Origin of the sequence: Paenibacillus sp. USHLN196 (genome assembly GCF_037144955.1) — a bacterium.
Taxonomy (GTDB): Bacteria; Bacillota; Bacilli; order Paenibacillales; family Paenibacillaceae; genus Paenibacillus; species Paenibacillus xylanexedens_C.
Genome location: NZ_JBBCYH010000001.1, coordinates 263,302 through 280,679 on the forward strand (window position 1 = coordinate 263,302; position 17,378 = coordinate 280,679).

The 17,378-nt window shown below is 41.9% G+C and carries 13 protein-coding genes; all 13 read left to right on the plus strand.

The features are described 5' to 3' along the window. Positions 1–172 precede the first annotated feature (172 nt). Complete coding sequence (locus WFI24_RS01060) at positions 173–475, plus strand: ArsR/SmtB family transcription factor (protein ID WP_145325419.1); 303 nt, start codon at positions 173–175, stop codon at positions 473–475. 290 nt (positions 476–765) lie between these two features. Next, positions 766–1,782, plus strand: coding sequence for a zinc-dependent alcohol dehydrogenase family protein (locus tag WFI24_RS01065; protein ID WP_336758096.1), 1,017 nt, complete (start codon positions 766–768; stop codon positions 1,780–1,782). Positions 1,783–2,375: 593 nt separating this feature from the next. Continuing rightward, positions 2,376–3,962, plus strand: coding sequence for a glycoside hydrolase family 32 protein (locus WFI24_RS01070; protein ID WP_336758097.1), 1,587 nt, complete (start codon positions 2,376–2,378; stop codon positions 3,960–3,962). Between the two features lie 154 nt (positions 3,963–4,116). Then, positions 4,117–7,920: a GH32 C-terminal domain-containing protein gene (locus tag WFI24_RS01075; RefSeq protein WP_336758099.1), complete on the plus strand. Its 3,804-nt coding sequence runs from the start codon at positions 4,117–4,119 to the stop codon at positions 7,918–7,920. Positions 7,921–8,204: 284 nt separating this feature from the next. After that, positions 8,205–10,163 carry a beta-glucoside-specific PTS transporter subunit IIABC gene (locus WFI24_RS01080; protein ID WP_336758101.1) on the plus strand — a complete coding sequence of 653 codons (1,959 nt, stop codon included), beginning with the start codon at positions 8,205–8,207 and terminating at the stop codon, positions 10,161–10,163. Positions 10,164–10,222: 59 nt separating this feature from the next. Continuing rightward, entirely contained in the window at positions 10,223–11,665 is a 1,443-nt protein-coding gene (locus tag WFI24_RS01085; RefSeq protein WP_336758102.1) for a glycoside hydrolase family 1 protein, read from the plus strand. 17 nt (positions 11,666–11,682) lie between these two features. Continuing rightward, on the plus strand, positions 11,683–12,534 hold the full coding sequence (locus WFI24_RS01090) for a PRD domain-containing protein (RefSeq protein ID WP_336758103.1): 852 nt from the start codon (positions 11,683–11,685) through the stop codon (positions 12,532–12,534). Between the two features lie 336 nt (positions 12,535–12,870). Then, on the plus strand, positions 12,871–13,956 hold the full coding sequence (locus tag WFI24_RS01095) for an LLM class flavin-dependent oxidoreductase (RefSeq protein WP_336758105.1): 1,086 nt from the start codon (positions 12,871–12,873) through the stop codon (positions 13,954–13,956). Continuing rightward, complete coding sequence (locus tag WFI24_RS01100; protein ID WP_336758107.1) at positions 13,932–14,489, plus strand: LLM class flavin-dependent oxidoreductase; 558 nt, start codon at positions 13,932–13,934, stop codon at positions 14,487–14,489. The genes WFI24_RS01095 and WFI24_RS01100 overlap by 25 nt, the downstream gene beginning before the upstream one ends. Then, entirely contained in the window at positions 14,477–15,058 is a 582-nt protein-coding gene (locus WFI24_RS01105; protein WP_336758109.1) for an LLM class flavin-dependent oxidoreductase, read from the plus strand. The genes WFI24_RS01100 and WFI24_RS01105 overlap by 13 nt, the downstream gene beginning before the upstream one ends. A 39-nt stretch (positions 15,059–15,097) precedes the next feature. Next, entirely contained in the window at positions 15,098–16,057 is a 960-nt protein-coding gene (locus tag WFI24_RS01110; protein ID WP_336758110.1) for an NAD(P)H-dependent flavin oxidoreductase, read from the plus strand. Between the two features lie 153 nt (positions 16,058–16,210). Continuing rightward, a complete protein-coding gene (locus tag WFI24_RS01115; RefSeq protein WP_336758111.1) occupies positions 16,211–16,357 on the plus strand; it encodes a hypothetical protein in 147 nt (48 codons plus the stop codon). A gap of 130 nt (positions 16,358–16,487) precedes the next feature. Beyond that, positions 16,488–17,204: a class I SAM-dependent methyltransferase gene (locus tag WFI24_RS01120; RefSeq protein ID WP_336758113.1), complete on the plus strand. Its 717-nt coding sequence runs from the start codon at positions 16,488–16,490 to the stop codon at positions 17,202–17,204. The last annotated feature ends 174 nt before the right edge of the window (positions 17,205–17,378 follow it).

Consider the following 17,378-nt stretch of genomic DNA (forward strand, 5'->3'; position numbering starts at 1 on the left):
GGTTATTGAATTCCGGAAGGGCGTGCCAGAAGTAATTGAAACCGATATTGTTTAGCACAGCAGAAGCTGCAATGCCCAACAAAGCATTCAACAACATGTCGCTAAGGTGAATAATTCCACTTGGTATACAACAACATATTGACATTTTACAATATGACTATATAATAAGCTAATGGAACAAATTGAAGTCTTCAAAGCATTGTCTAACGAAGCACGTCTTCAGATATTAGATTGGCTGAAAGATCCTAAAGCTAATTTTTCTCCCCAAGAAGGGATTGATTTAGTTGATGTGGGGGTTTGCGTAAGTCAAATAACAAAAAAATTAAAGATGAATCAATCTACAGCCTCTCAATATCTGTCGATGTTGCAGCGAGCCGGTTTAATTAGTGCCACTCGTTTAGGAAAGTGGACGTATTACAAAAGAAATGAAGATGCTATTGATCAAATTGGTTTATTCTTAAAAAAGAATACCTAAAAGAAAACTGAATTCTGAGGAATTCAGTATTTCTTCAGAGTACATTTTGACAATTTGCAAAGTGTACATTTTTTTAGATTAACATATTGATATTTTGCAATACATTAATGTATGTATATTTTGAAAGGGGGTGAAATACTTAGAAGAGCTAAAATCAATTGGTTTAAATCATGTAATATTAGTTCTTAAAACAATAGACGGCCGTTGAGGAAGTCAATGAACAATTAGGGAAAGAGTTTTTAACTTCATTCCCTTCAAATAAACTAATGATTAGAAAGGAAAGATAAAAAATGATGAAAGCATGGCAAAAACAAGGTGTAGGACTCGAAAATTTAAAATTGGTTGACTTAGAAATTCCCACGCCAGGCCCCAAACAAATTTTAGTTAAAGTGAAAGCAGTCTCGCTAAACTTCCGTGATAAATCAATTATGGACGGTGATTACTTACCTGACTTGATGAGTAAGCCATTTGTACCCGTGTCTGATGCTGCCGGGGTTGTGGTAAGCGTAGGATCTGACGTAACTCGATTTAAAGATGGCGACAGAGTTGTATCTCATCTATATACAAAATGGATTGATGGTGCACCAAGTCAAGACTATGCTCCCACTGCTATTGGCGGACCAAACAACGGTGGACTTGCTGAATATATGCTTTTGGATGAGGATGCAGCGGTAATGTCCCCATCAAATATGACGGACGAAGAAGCTTCTACACTTCCTATTGCAGCCCTGACAGTTTGGTTTTCTTTAGTGGAGTATGGAAAGATTAAAGCGGGCGACACGGTTCTAGTTCAGGGGACGGGTGGTGTATCTATTTTCGCTATCCAGATGGCTTCCGCACTAGGAGCTAAAGTCATTGTTACAACAAGCAGTGATGAGAAAGGCGAACGTGTACGTAAACTTGGAGCTAAAAATATTATTAACTATGTGAAAACACCGGATTGGGAGAAAGAAGTGTTAAAACTTACGAACGGTGAAGGTGCACAACATATTATTGAAGTTGTTGGCGGGAGCAGTATTAATCGTTCTATTGATGCGGTAGCCCTGCAAGGTCATATTTATATTGTAGGATTCCTAGAGAGCATGACAGCAGAAGTGAATTTGTTCTCTTTGTTAGCTAAACAAGCTCACGTACAGGGAATCTATGTAGGACATCGTAAATCTTTTGATGAAATGAATAAGGCATTTAATGAATTAAATACTAATCCAGTGATCGACACGGTTTATTCCTTTGATGAAGCCATTAAAGCTTATGAGCACTTAGGACGTGGAGCTTTTGGTAAGATTGTAATTAAAGTCTCTGAGTAACGCTGTATTTCGTTCTGTTGAACTTTGATTTGACTAACGTTAACTCAACCTCAATTAATCAGTTTCACCTAGTTCGACAATTGTGATTGAAAGGTTACACTAAAGGGACAATTTAACATTGTTAAAAGAGGAGGCAGCCGACCAACATGATCGGCTGTCTTTGTTCAACTCACGGGCACGTCATGTAGCACTGCTCAACACATTCTTATAATAGAAAGCGTGAGTGCTGGGTTCAGCGAATATGATTGCTAACAAGATTTCCTATGCTCATTGCATTACTGTGAATATGATCGCTAGATAGCGCATGCTCGCTAATCTAGATCAACGCTTACAGATTATATTTTTAATGTGCATTTGTAAACAAATTGATTATCCATTATAGACGAAAGAGTATATAAACTTAATAACAAGCTGATATTTCCAATTAATTTATAGAAAAATGTGCAAATGTAAAGTAAACGGGTTGACAAACATTAAAATATGTACATAAAATAGAAAAAAACTTTGACAAATGCACTCTATAGGATTATTTTGTTAATAGAGATGAGTGTTATAACTCTTCGAAGCAATTATCTTCCAATATCAGATGGAGAGTGATTAATATTAATGAATTACATTTATCAGGAGATATGAGCAGTAGAAAAGAATCAGAGGTTATTTTTTATGAGAATAGATACAGGCCCCAGTTACATTATTCGCCTAAGAAAAATTGGATGAACGACCCCAACGGTATGGTTTACTATGAAGGAGAATATCACCTTTTCTACCAACATACGCCTCATGATACTAAACCTGATTTTGGCAGCATGCATTGGGGGCATGCGGTAAGCAAGGATTTAGTGCATTGGGAGGAACTTCCTCCGGCAATTCTTCCTGGTGAAGATGGAGCGATCTTCTCGGGAAGTGCGGTAGTCGACCAAAACAATACAAGTGGATTTTTCAACGAAAACGGATCAGGATTGGTTGCCATATATACTAATGATGGCAACAATGCTCAGCACGGAAAACCACAGGTGCAAAGCATTGCTTATAGCAGGGATAAGGGACGAACCTGGACAAAATATGAAGGTAACCCTGTATTATTCCCAACGGAAACGCTAGATTTCCGTGATCCGAAGGTATTTTGGCATGAAGAATCCTCAATGTGGGTAATGGTTCTTGCTGTAAAGGACCGTGTCGAATTTTACATCTCCCCGAATCTTAAGGAATGGTCTTATGCAAGCGAATTCGGTTCCGACATTGCTGGTATTCACCGAGGAGTATTTGAGTGTCCTGAGGTATTTCAAATTCATGTAGATGAGGAACCTGATGTAACTAAGTGGATTCTGATCCTAAGCGTCGGGGATCGGAATGGTGTGAATCCAAAGGATCCAGAACCACCGGCTGGCGGTTCCGGTATGATGTACTTCATAGGAAACTTTGATGGCAGGTCATTCATACCAGATGATACGTTGGAATCTAAAGATGCTATCAGATGGATAGATTATGGATCTGACTTTTACGCGGCTGTTACATGGGACAATATTCCGAAAGAAGACGGGCGAAAGATTTGGGTCGGCTGGATGAACAACTGGCGTTATGCCTCCACTCTTCCTTCAAAGGAATGGCGCGGCCACATGTCCATCCCCCGAGAGATTCTGCTTAAGACATATCCGGAAGGAATTCGCTTAATTCAAGTACCTATAGATGAGCTAAGTCAACTTAGAAGACCGATTATGTCTCTGCAAGATTTAACGATCAAGCCAGGTATCAACGTCTTATCTGATATTTCTACTGCAAAGGCTGAAATTATTGCGGAATTTGAAATCGGTACTGCAGAAGAATTCGGGTTCAAGGTAAGAACATCTGCCAATCAGGAGACGATCATCGGATACAGTATCTTGAAAGAGGAGTTGTTTGTTGATCGGACAAAGTCGAACGACACGGATTTCCATCCTGACTTTGCTGCAAAACACAATGCCCCCATGAAGCCAGAGCATGAACGAATACAATTGAGCATTTACGTTGATTGGTCCAGTGTCGAGGTCTTCGGCAATAAAGGAAAAGTAATCGTTTCAGACATGATTTTCCCCGACTTGGAAAGTAGAGGATTAGAACTCTATACTCTGGGCGGAGAACTAAAGGTTATTTCGCTTCAAATCAATGATCTTGTAAGCATTTGGGAAAATGAGTGCGTGTAGAGTAAAGGCAAAGCCGTGGATTATCATATATCTCATTCCGCTCCAGCTTGCTCACCTTAACGTGAAGGAAGTTCCTACGTGGGCTTCTTTCGCACTCCTACCTATGATTTTGTCCTTAGTTGCTTCACCAACTCATTAGAAAAGAGGGTAAGCTATGAAAGATAAATCTAAATTCGCAATATGTCTTCTGATGGCAATGGGACTAGCTATGACTTCAAACGGTATTTTCACATCTAAATCAGCTGCGGCCAGTACTGTGCTCGCTGATGAGGAAACAAATAAACAGGCAAAGGAGGGGCTTGATATTTTTGAAAGCGCATCCAAATCAAATACCAATTTGATAGGCTGGCAAGTGAGAGGAAAAGGGGGATTAGAGGATACTTCAGAAGGAATCTTGCTAACTTCACAGCCTAAAGAAAATGTAATGGCCATCTCAGAGACGGTGTCCGATGATTTTATCTATGAAGCTGATGTCATGATCAGGGATACGAAGGCAGACGCAACATTGTTGTTTCGTTCTAATGAGGATGGCTTTAGCTCGTACATGCTGCAAATCGTTCCGGACGCAGGTCTGATTCGGTTAAGAGATGCAAGAAATGGAGATGGGAAATTAAAGGAGGAGCGTAAAGTTTCTGTAGAAATGGGTCAGATCTATCATCTCAAAGTGAAGGCAGTGGGTTCCTCGTTAATAGTATATTGGGGCAATCAATATAAACCATTGATTGATGTTCAGGACAACTCGTATCCAAGTGGGAAACTTGGACTCCATGTATGGGATGGATCCGCCTTGTTCTCGAACATCATGGTGAGCGATCTGAATGGTAATCTAGGTACGGTAGTTGCAAGTAAGGGAAGCTGGCAACCTGATATTAGCGGCAAAAGAGGGACGATAGCGCATGAGAACAAAGCACAACAAATCTATACTAAACAGGCAGCTGATATGGTGTATGAAGGGAATATTACCCTTCTTCCTAATTCTATTGCAGCTCTTGCATTTCGTTCTTCCACCGAGGGATCTGAAGGATATGAAGCTACTCTTACGAAGGAAGGAGATCAGGTCCGTGTAAGTTTGACGAATACAAAAGGAACAACAATTGCGAGTTCCCCACGTACTTATCCGAGTCAGATGGGAGCCAAACATCATGTGGAAATCAAGGCAAAGGGAGATCGAATTCAGGTCTTCATGGATGGATACACTCCGGCCGCGATTGACGTGAAAGATTCAACTTACACGAATGGAAATATCGGAATCATCGTCAAACAGGGGACGGCTTACTTCCAGGATACTTATGTGACGGAACTGAGCCAATATTATAATGAGATATATCGTCCACAGTATCACTACACGCCAATACGTGGTTCAGCTAGTGATCCGAATGGACTTGTATACTTCGAAGGAGAATATCATCTCTTCCATCAGGATGGAGGAACATGGGCGCATGCTGTAAGTAAAGATATGTTGAACTGGAAACGGCTTCCGATTGCACTTCCGTGGAATGATCACGGACATGTCTGGTCTGGATCGGCTGTTGCGGATATGACGAATGCATCTGGTCTATTCGGAGATTCAGGAGGCAAGGGCCTTATTGCATACTACACTTCCTTTAATCCGGATAGCCCCAATGGGAACCAGCGTATAGGTCTGGCTTACAGCAAAGACCAAGGTCGTACTTGGGAGTATTCGAAGGAACGCCCGATTGTGATTGAGAACCCAGGTAAGAGCGGAAATGAAGCTGGAAATTGGGATTTCCGCGATCCGAAAGTGATCCATGATGATGAGAATAATCGATGGGTTATGGTTGTGTCCGGAGGAGATCATATTCGTTTCTATACTTCAACGAATTTACTTGACTGGACATTGACAGATAATTGGGGATACGGGGTTTACGTCCGCGGAGGAGTATGGGAATGCCCTGATTTGTTCCAGCTTCCGGTAGACGGAACGTCACAGAAGAAGTGGGTTATGATGATCAGTACAGGAGCGAATCCAAAAACAGGCGGATCAGATGCCGAGTATTTCATCGGTGATTTAACAGCTGATGGTAAATTCGTGAACGATAATCCGGCGGGTAAGGTGCTAAGAACAGATTTTGGTAAAGAATTTTACGCTTCGATGTCTTTCGCTAACATGCCTGATCATCGCACAGTGATGATGGCGTGGATGACGAATTGGGATTATCCGTTCGCTTTCCCAACGTCCAATTGGAAAGGTGAACTAACCATTCCAAGAGAAGCATCATTGGTAACGACCGAAGATGGAATTCGGATGGTGCAAAGTCCAATTAAAGAATTGGAATCACTGCGTAAACCTCTGTACTCTGCTTCTAACAAATCGGTGAGTCCTTCTTCCGGTAATCTGCTAAAAGGTATTATTTCAGGAGCTTACGAAATTGAAGCTGAAATTGAAATCCCTGAAGCCAGCACAGTGACCGAGTTTGGCTTTAACATTCGTGAGGGTTCAAATCAGAAGACGGTCGTGGGTTATACGGCAAGCGATAGTCGTATGTTTGTGGACCGAACTGCATCCGGTGAAACGGATTTTTCTAACCTCTTCAGTAAGAAACATAAAGCACCTATGCAAATGGAAAATAAACGGATCAAGATGCGTATTCTTGTGGATGAGTCTTCCGTTGAAGCCTTTGGTAACGACGGTAAAGTCGTCTTTTCAGATGTTATATTTCCGGACCCTGCTAGTAGAGCGATGAATTTTTACGTGAAAGGCGGGAATGTGAATGTTGTTTCCCTGAAAGTGCATCAACTTCAATCTGTCTGGAATGAGGACATTCCTTCAAAAGCTCAAATAAAGATGGATACGAGGGTTCGGGAACTGGGGGTAGGGGAGTCGGATACACTGCAGGCGATGGTCGAATATGGACCAGGTTTAGGTGTTCAACCGCTTAAGTGGGAGTCCAGTAATAAAGAAGTAATAGCCATAGACATGGTAGACAAATCACACGCAGTAATTAAGGCGAAAAAAGAAGGGGAGTCCACGATCACCGTATCTACTCCGAATGGCAAAACTTCCACTAGTGTGCTCGTTAAAGTAACCGGTGGCGAGTTCCGGACAAACCTGAATGGATGGACTAAAGATCTGTCTGCTGCTTCATGGTTAGTTAGTGAAAATGGGATTCGGGGTAAATATTTTAGCGATGCGAATTATATTGCCAAAGAGAAAGCTGGGAATTTTACGTATGAAGCAGACATGATGCTCGGTGAAACAGGAGGGGCAGGTTCTATTTTGTTCAGGGCTAGCGAGGATGGTCGCAGTGGTTACTATCTGAATCTAGACCCTAACATGAAGGCGATCCGTCTGTTCTATAAAATCAACGGAGGATTTGAAGAACGGCAGGTTCTTGCGAAAGTACCAACTTTCATTCAGCCAGGTCAAACGTATAAGGTGAAAATAGAAGCGAATGGTCCGCATATTATAGTACACGTAGATAGTCAAAAAGTCATAGATGTAATGGATGGTACTTTTGCAGAAGGCCACTTTGGACTCAATGTATTTGGCGGCTACGCATCTTATCAGAACGTCAATGTGAGCAACGGTGAACCTGCAAACCTCACCAAGTCCAGCCTTGTAAATGCCGCAACACAGAAATCCATTTATACACTTAACCTTGTCAACGGGGAGCCCGTTACCTTGCAGGATTCAAGTGCAGCTTCCACTCAAAAGTGGGTATTTGTTCCGACAGGCGACGAAGCAGGTTCGTATTCGATTCGTACTACAGCCGGTCAGACGCTTGATCTGGATATAGGGCAAAACAAACTTCAGCTGTATCATTACTTAGGATATAACAACCAGCGTTGGGTCCTTCACCAGAACGAAGACGGATCCGTTCATATTACTTCAGCTCATCATCAAAAAGCATTAGAAGTATCGGAAGATGGGACCCAACTCTTCCTGAGTGAACTGAATCCATCTCTTAATCGACAAAAATGGATATTAGCGAAATAATCAAAATATACCCCATGAGATTATGCAGCTGCGTGATGATTTAATGAAATTTTTAAGTCTAAATGTAGAAAAATGACGAATAAAGTGATTGCTAACTGACTTATTGTGTGATAGCATGGGTCCAGTAAACGTTTACATCAATAATGAATTGAATATTAGCAGTGTTTGGCTGTTACTGGTAAAGCAGGCATGACCAAAATGATTTTGCATTTTCCTTATGTGAGTAGGGGAAGGCATATCGTTTTGGTCTTTTTTATATCCAAATTCAGAAATGGGGCTAAGGTATGGATTATCGTAAGTTGGGACAAGAGATTACGGAATTGGTTGGAAAGAAGGATAATATCGCTCGGCTTACACACTGCGCAACCCGACTTCGGTTCGAATTGCACGACATCTCCAAAGCGGAGACAGAAAAAATCAAAGCACTTCCAGGTGTGATTACCGTTGTGAACAACGGTGGACAATACCAGGTTGTCGTGGGTAATGAGGTGCAGCAAGTCTATCGCGTTATCACTAAGCAGATGGGTTCAGCAACTGGAAATGGGGACTCCACATCGGATTCTGGAAAGAATAACGGACCCAAACAAAAACAGAGCTGGATTTCCAGATTCATCAGCGTGATCTCGACGACATTTACTCCGGTAATACCGGCAATCATTGGCGCAGGTATGATCAAAGCGATATTAGCTGTACTTGTACTGACAGGTCTCGTAACGACGGAAAGCCAAAACTATTATATCCTTAACACCATTGCGGATGCGGCGTTTTATTTCATGCCCATTCTGCTGGCTTACGGAGCTTCCATTAAATTTGAGACAAGCCCAATCCTGGCGATGACGGTTGCCGGTGTGTTGTTACACCCCGGATGGAGCGCCCTAATGGCGGAAGGAAAAGACGTGTTTTTCATCGGTGTTCCAGTTCGATTAACCGACTATGCAGGCTCCGTACTGCCGATTATCATCGTCGTCTGGCTCATGTCCTATATTGAACGTTTCGCAGATCGGGTATCACCTTCCATGATCAAATTCTTCACAAAACCAATGCTTGTGCTATTGATTACAGCACCACTTGCATTGGTGGCAATCGGGCCTTTCGGAACGTATCTGAATGATCTGGTTGCCATGGGTGCAGAAGCGATTAATGCTAGAGCCAGTTGGCTGATTCCGTTGTTAATGGGAACGTTGCAACCGTTCCTGATTGTGACAGGCACTGCATGGGCCATGACGCCGATTGCAACTAGCCAACTGACCAAAAGTGGTTATGAAATGATCAACGGTCCGGGGATGCTCGCGTCCAATATTGCTCAAGGTGGGGCTACGCTTGCTGTAGCCTTAAAAACAAAAAACAAAAAACTTAAACAGCTCGCTGCTTCATCCGGTTTCACCGCTGTGCTGGGCATCACAGAACCATCCTTGTACGGTGTAACGCTGAAACTGAAGAAGCCTTTGATTGCCGCAATGATCGGTGGTGGCGTAGCAGGGGTATACGCTGGTCTGACGGGATTAGTACGTTATGCCTTCGTCTCTCCCGGGCTAGCTGCATTACCGGCTTTCATTGGCAGCAATCCGATGAACATCGTTCATGCTATTGTGACTTGTATAATCGCCTTTGTTGTTACCTTTGCTCTGACATGGATCATTGGTTTCGATGATCCAGTAGACGATGAGGAAGAAGGCAATGCCAACGTTAACGATGACAAGACGCTTTCCGAGCAGATTGTTAAAGACAACACCCCAAGCACGCAGTCTGCTTCAACAACCAATGCGAATGTACCAAGCCAAAATGAATTACGCCCACTTACGATCGCAAGCCCGATGCAAGGTGAATTGGTCCATCTGGACCGTGTACCCGACGATGTTTTCTCTTTGGGATTACTGGGTAAGGGAGCTGCAATTATTCCTGAAAAAGGAGAACTGTATGCACCGATTGCAGGTGAAGTTACGGCTCTCATGGACTCCAAACATGCGGTCAAATTAAATGGTAATGATGGAGAAGAAGTATTGATTCATATTGGAGTTGATACCGTTAACCTGAAGGGGAGGCATTTCGACTCTTCCATTAAAGTGGGGGATCGGGTACATCGAGGGGACTTGTTGATCAGCTTCGATATCGATGCCATCAAGGCGGAGGGTTACGAAGTCATAACCCCGATCATTATCGCCAATTCGGATCGTTTCCCAGACATTAAGCTGGAGAAGCAGAGTTCTGTGAAGGTTGGAACAACCATTATCCAACTTTCGTAACAACCGGAACACGGATCTGTCATTATTCTAAATAGCATTAATATGAAGGAGTGCTTGAGATGTTATATCAACACATCAAACCATTCCCCAATGATTTTCTGTGGGGAGGTTCTACCTCTGCTTATCAGGTGGAGGGAGCCTGGAATGAAGATGGCAAAGGTCTGTCCGTAATTGATATGTGTGACCATCCGGATGGAACTGCCGATTTCACAGTTGCTAGCGACCACTATCACCGATTCAGAGAGGACGTGAAGCTTTTTGCAGAGCTGGGCCTCAAAGCGTATCGTTTTTCGATTGCATGGACTCGAATCTTGCCTTCAGGCGTAGGCGCGATTAATGAGAAAGGACTCCAGTTTTATCACCAATTGATTGACGAACTGCTGCTCCATGGCATTGAACCGATTGTGACCATGTATCATTTTGACTTACCCTACGAACTTGAGAAAACCGGAGGATGGAACAACAGAGAAACGGTCAATGCCTTTGTCGACTATGGGCGTATCTTGTTTACGCATTACGGGCATAAAGTGAAGTATTGGTTGACCATTAATGAGCAAAATACGATGATTCTTCATCCGGGCGCCATTGGTACACCGAAGGGCGGACGTTTGCTTTCCAGTAAGGAACTGTATCAGCAAAATCATCACATGTTTGTGGCTCAAGGCAGAACGATGCGGTTATTTCATGACATGTTCCCGCAAGGCAAGATCGGTCCTGCATTAAACATGACTTCCATGTATCAGGCAACCTCCAGACCAGCAGATGCAATCGCTGCACATAACTGGGAGACGATTCGCGGATGGGGGTTTCTCGACTTATCGGTGTGGGGACGGTATAATCCATTATTCTGGAGTTATTTGCAGGAACGTGGCATCGAGCCGGTTATTAAACAGGGCGACTTGGAGGACATCAAGGCAGGCCGTCCCGATCTGGTGGCTATCAATTATTATTCGACGGCAACCATTGCCGCCAGTACTGGCGATGCATCGGATGTTACAGCTCGTGCGGGTGATCAACAAATTATGCTTGGTGAGCAAGGAGTCTACCGGGCAGCGGAGAATCCTTATACAGAAAAAACGAAATATGGCTGGGTTATAGACCCGGTTGGTCTAAGGTTAACATTGCGTAAGGTATGCGAACGTTATGGTCTCCCAATTATAATTACGGAAAATGGCATAGGGGCTCCGGATGTACTGGAAGCAGATCATACGATTAATGATACGTACCGGATTGATTTTATTGAGAAACACCTGGAGCAGATCAGACTGGCTCTGACGGATGGGGTGGATGTGATTGGTTATTGCCCTTGGTCTGTTATTGACGTGGTAAGCACTCATCAGGGTTACGGGAAACGCTACGGCCTAATCTATGTAAACCGTGGTGAACAGGATCTGAAAGACTTGAAGCGCTTGAAAAAGAAAAGCTTCTCGTGGTATCAGCAGGTCATAAGGCAGAACGGCAGATGTATCGGTAATTCGGATCAGGCGGTCACGAAAGAATAAAGGATCGTGATGAAGGCATGAAAGTAATCAAAATATTGAATAACAGCTTACTTCTGACCAAGGATGAACAAGGACAAGAAGTGATTGTCATGGGCAAAGGTTTGGCATTCAAAGGCAAAATCGGCGAGCGACTTGATGAAGAACACATCCAGAAACGATTCATTTTGCAAAATAATCCATCTGCTCAGGCTTACGTTCGAACTATCGAAAACATGCCCGAATCACATGTGAATGTCATAAACAAACTCATTTCCAATGCGAAAGAAAAACTGTCTCTTGACGATCAAATCTTCTTTACGCTTATGGATCACCTGTCGTTTGCCATTGAACGATGGAAAAAGGGGATATCATTACAAAATCGCATGTTGTGGGAAATCCAGAGGTTTCATCCCCTCGAATTCGAACTCGGCCTTGAAGCAGTCCTTATGTTGAATCAAGAGCTTAATATTGAACTTCCGGAAGAGGAAGCAGGCAATATCGCTTTTCATTTCGTGAATGCCCAGACACACGAGCAGAATATGGAACGCACGATGCAATCCGTTAAGATGTTAAAAGACATTTTTAATCTCATTCAATACAGCTTTGATATGCAATTGAACAAAAACTCCATCCATTATGTGAGACTAGTCACGCATCTGCAATTTTTTATCCAACGTTTACAAGAAGGGCGCTTAGGCAATTCGTCAAAAGATTTTATATTCCAACACATGGTGAAAGAGCATCCCCTTGAATACAAATGCGCGGAGATGATTAAAACCTACGTGCAAAATATGTTGGAGATCACGATATCAAACGAAGAATTATTATATTTAATCATTCACATTGCTCGAATAGTGCAGGAAGAGCAAGAGAATGATGGACGATTATAAAACATGAGGGTACGATAGAAAAGTGTGAATAAATGTCGAGGGACAAAAACATATCCCGATTGAAGTCGCTATTTTAGCGACTTTTTTGATTGAAACTAATCACGATGAATTGGGTTTTTCGTTCATGAACTCTTGCTCAAATCCTTTCGTTGCATCCCTCATTCAAATCACTCCTAATCTATAGGTACAAAAAGATGTACTATGTTCATATAAATTGCCCTCTTTGCAAACGAAACGATTACACTTAAGATTGGCTCAACAACCAAAACAAACAAAACCATTCAAATTTATTTAGCAAGCTAACTAATAAACTCAAGAAGGCAAGGAGTAATTAATGTGAGTACAGCAAATGAGCTCAGGCTTTCGATTTTGGAATTTGTTCATATCTATAACGGAACCACGGCTACGGAAAGTCTTCAAAATATGACGGAAATGGTTCAACTAGCAGAACAGTGGGGGTTCAACAGATATTGGTTTACAGAGCACCATAACACAACAACCTTGATGAGTACTTCACCAGACTTGCTTAGCTTACATGCAGCAGCTCACACTAGAACAATTCGAGTAGGTTCCGGAGGGGTTATGTTGTCGAATCACAGTCCCTTGAAAGTGATGGAGAACTTTACGCTTCTCGAAGGGTTGTATCCAGGACGTATTGACCTCGGGATTGGCCGAGCATCTGGTACGGATGGCAGAACAATGTGGGCATTATTAAGATCCCAGGCATTAATGGAGGTTAATGATTTTCCAGAGCAACTAGATAACCTGCTTTCTTTCTTTGCCCGTGACTTTAAAGAAAACCACCCGTTTAGTCACATCCATCCTCCCGGAGATCGTTCAATGGTTCCAGATATGTTTATGCTGGGATCTAGCGAGGGTGGGTTACAATTTGCTTTGGAAAAGGGATTAGGATTTGTATTTGCAGCTCATTTGGCACCCCAACGGGCTATTCCTATGTTAAAAGCCTACCGTTCTAATTTTAAACCCTCTTCTTATTTAACTGGGCCCCAAAGTATGTTAGCGACGATCGTTATTACAGCTGAGACGGCAGAAGAGGCTAAATATATCGCAGGACCAGCGGAATTAATGTGGGCACAGATGAGCACAGGGACAATAAATCTTACTTTCCCTACACCGGAAGAAGCTAAAAATCACAGATACACACCTCATGAAGAGCTGGCTAGGGAACGTAACAAGGATCGCTTTGTGATTGGAAGTGTTGGACAGGTTGCGGAGCAACTTAGACAAATTGCGAAAGCAAGTTTAGTGGATGAAATCATGATTGCTGACTTCTATCCAAATCAAGATAGTCGGAAGAAAGGGCATAAATTATTGGCTAAGGAATTAGGTGTTCTACAAGGAAATAAGTGGACTCGTGAAAAGGAGATCATTCAATTATGGAAGAAAGAAAGCTTAAACTAGGAGGAATTATTGATGGTGTGGGGTGGAATTACACGGGTTGGAGACACCCTCATATTCCAGCAGATGCCAGTGAAAATATTGAGTATTACGTACAGAAAGCCATACAACTTGAACAGGGAAAGTTCGATCTCATCTTTTTGGCAGACGTAAGTCATATCGGACCTGGCATGATCCCGCACTATCTAAGCATGTTTGAGGGTGTATCTATTTTATCTGCATTGAGTATGGTAACTCATTCCATTGGTTTAACCGCAACGATAGCGACTTCATATGCTGATCCCTTTACCGTTGCTAGGCAAATCGCTTCCCTCGATAAGATTAGCAAGGGCAGAGCAGGGTGGAATGCAATTACCTCCAATCCTGGAGGATTAGCCAATTACAGTCGGTCCCATCTGAAGAAAGCAGATCTTTATCCCATGAAAAAAGAGTTCTTGGAGATTGTTGAAGGACTTTGGGACTCGTATGAAGATGATGCCTTTATACGTGATAAGGAACGTGGGGTATTTTTGACCCGCGTAAGATGCATCCGCTAGATTATACCGGGAATTACTTTTCCGTGGAGGGACCCTTAAATATCAGTCGATCAAGGCAAGGAAGACCCGTGGTCTTTCAAGCGGGCACTTCACCGGAGTTCATGGATATTGCTGCACAGCATGCCGAAGTCATCATGGCACCAGGACATGATTTGGAATATCTCAAGGCATTCACTGATGAACTTAAACGTAAAGTTCAAAATCAAGGGCGTTCACCGTATGACCTGTTGATGATGCCTTCTCACAACCCAATCGTTGGTAGAACGGAAAAAGAAGCTCTGGAAAAGCTAAGGGAAATTGAATCATGGATGCCTAAAGGTTATCGAATGCCGAAACCTGGGTTGATAGGATCGGCAGAGCAGGTTGCCGAACAAATCGAACATTGGTATCGAGAAGGCGTCATGGATATCTTGCTGATTAGACAAGATCATCCTGCAGGATTTAAGGACTTTATCCAATTGGTTGTTCCTATCTTGCAAGATAGAGGCATATTCCGTAAGGAATATGAGGACGACACACTTCGGGGAAATTTAGGTCTACCTTACCCAGAAAATAAATACACGAAGTAACAATATAGAAATTCGTTTAACAAGAGGAGAACAGATAAAATGATTAACAGAGTATGTGAAATATTAGATATTAAAAAGCCAATTATACAAGGACCAATGTCTTGGGTTACTAATGCCGAATTTGTTGCAGCAATAAGCAATGCGGGTGGATTAGGATTTCTAGGTCCAAATGCCGGTCAGGTTGATATAACTCGCTCACCCGAAATAAGTGCGGATAGAATGAGAACTGAAATACAAAAAACAAAATCTTTAACGAATAAGCCATTTGGAATTCCAGTGATCGTGAATCGTGATTTAGCTTACACATGGCCACTTATAGAAACAGTTATTGACGAGAAAGTTCCTGTTGTTCTGGTGAATGATACACTGGATGAAAGAATCTTTAAACCATTAAAAGAAAACAATATTAAAATTGTTTATAGACCCCTTACGCCTACTATTGAAAATGCAAAAGCTGCAGAAAAATTTGGAATAGATGTTTATGTAGCGACTGGATTTGATGAAGGTGGTACGGTTCCAGAACGAGTTATTGGAACATTTTCGATTGTTCCAATGATTGTAGATGCTATAAATATTCCTGTAATGGCAGCTGGTGGTATTGGAGACGTTAGAGGAGTTCGTGCCGCATTTGCTTTAGGCGCTGAAGGTGTGTTTGCTGGCAGTGTCTTTATTCCAACAAAAGAAAATCCAGCAGCAGAAAAGGTGAAACAAATGATTGTAGATACTACAGCAGAAGATTTACTAATGTTCCGTACTTTACCAGCATACTATCGTTCTTTACCTACTAAATTGGCGAATAAACTAGTCGAAATGGATAAACAAGGTGCCAGTCGTGAAGAAACAGCAAAATTGATGCGTGGATCAATTGGAATGCGTATCGGAATGCTAGAAGGCAATACAGACGATGGTTATATTACTGTCGGCACAGGAATTACACCAATTAAAGAGATTAGAACTGTAAAAGCAGTCATTGATGACTTAATGCAAGATTTTAATTAATTGCCAAGTCGCTAACACAGCGGCATAAGGAAAAAACCTTTTACAATCATTGTCAGTACGTTATAATACAATCACCAGGTGGATTACCCATCAAAAAAGTTAAATATTTCAATTTATCAGTGAGTCTAAGCAAACGATATCGGAGGTATGGTTATGGTGAAGAAGAAAATTTCCACAGCCCTCAGCGCAGCTTTAATCGTTTCTATGCTGGCTACTGGCGTGATAGTCGCTATCCAAGGTAACACAACGTTAGAGATAGCCAAGTCAGCAGGGGATAAAAAGGTTGAAGTTATTAAATGAAGAAGCTAGGTGCGACTCTAGTATTCAACAGAATCAAATAAAGAAAAACACAAAATAGTTAATTATTAACCTCAGCTCGGTTAACCCAGCTGAGGTTTTTTTATTATAAGAACGTGGGGAGACATTATTTATGATTCCATTAGTATACGACCAGATTAACCATTGGGGAAAAGACGATGAATTTTTCCTTGCATTGCTAAAGAGATTAAAACTGGAATTTATAGCTGACCTAGGCTGTGGAACAGGAAGATGGACTATTCATCTTGTTCAGCACGGTTATAATATTACAGCTATAGATCCCAATAAAGAAGCGATTGAAGTGGCGAGAATTAAAGATGATTCAGGCAATGTGAAATGGATTGTAGGTGATAGTTCAGATTTACAAACGAATACCTATGATGCGGTAGTTATGACAGCCAATGTTGCGCAGGTATTTCTTACAGATGATAGTTGGAAGCAAGTAATTGCTGACGTATTTCGTTCCCTAAAAAAGGGCGGTCACTTTATTTTTGATACAAGAAACCCTTTGGTAAAAGTATGGAAAGAGTGGGAGAAGGACACGAATCCTGACTTAGCTAAAGATAAGCAAAGTGGAGACCCTCTAGAAATCTATACAGAATATGAAGGGTTTGAGGGAGATATTTATACATTCTATGAAACTGTAAAAAATACTAAAATAGACAAAGTCCTAGTTCATGAAAAAATGCAGCTAAGGTTCCGAAATCAAGAAGATTATGATGAGTCGCTGAAACAAATAGGTTTTTCGAAAATTGAAACATATGGCGATTGGGAGTTTAAATATGCAAATTCTGAGAATGGATCGTTTATTTATCATTGTGTAAAATAGAGTCATTGAAATAGAACAGAAATGCGGCTCTTTTTGTTTTAATTTGTCCCAAGCTAAGGACAAGAAATCTGCTCCTAACTACTAGTATTAGGTCGAAAATGCGATGAACAGCCATCCTTACACAACCAAGCAGCCGATCATATGATCGGCTGCTATTTTCATTATTAGTTAGAA

Excerpts from the sequence above, each read along its gene's own strand:
- WFI24_RS01060 (WP_145325419.1), top strand. The coding sequence starts at position 173 with ATGGAACAAATTGAAGTCTTCAAAGCATTGTCTAACGAAGCACGTCTT.
- WFI24_RS01065 (WP_336758096.1), top strand. The coding sequence starts at position 766 with ATGATGAAAGCATGGCAAAAACAAGGTGTAGGACTCGAAAATTTAAAA.
- WFI24_RS01075 (WP_336758099.1), top strand. The coding sequence starts at position 4,117 with ATGAAAGATAAATCTAAATTCGCAATATGTCTTCTGATGGCAATGGGA.
- WFI24_RS01080 (WP_336758101.1), top strand. The coding sequence starts at position 8,205 with ATGGATTATCGTAAGTTGGGACAAGAGATTACGGAATTGGTTGGAAAG.
- WFI24_RS01085 (WP_336758102.1), top strand. The coding sequence starts at position 10,223 with ATGTTATATCAACACATCAAACCATTCCCCAATGATTTTCTGTGGGGA.
- WFI24_RS01090 (WP_336758103.1), top strand. The coding sequence starts at position 11,683 with ATGAAAGTAATCAAAATATTGAATAACAGCTTACTTCTGACCAAGGAT.
- WFI24_RS01100 (WP_336758107.1), top strand. The coding sequence starts at position 13,932 with ATGGAAGAAAGAAAGCTTAAACTAGGAGGAATTATTGATGGTGTGGGG.
- WFI24_RS01105 (WP_336758109.1), top strand. The coding sequence starts at position 14,477 with ATGCATCCGCTAGATTATACCGGGAATTACTTTTCCGTGGAGGGACCC.
- WFI24_RS01110 (WP_336758110.1), top strand. The coding sequence starts at position 15,098 with ATGATTAACAGAGTATGTGAAATATTAGATATTAAAAAGCCAATTATA.
- WFI24_RS01115 (WP_336758111.1), top strand. The coding sequence starts at position 16,211 with ATGGTGAAGAAGAAAATTTCCACAGCCCTCAGCGCAGCTTTAATCGTT.
- WFI24_RS01120 (WP_336758113.1), top strand. The coding sequence starts at position 16,488 with ATGATTCCATTAGTATACGACCAGATTAACCATTGGGGAAAAGACGAT.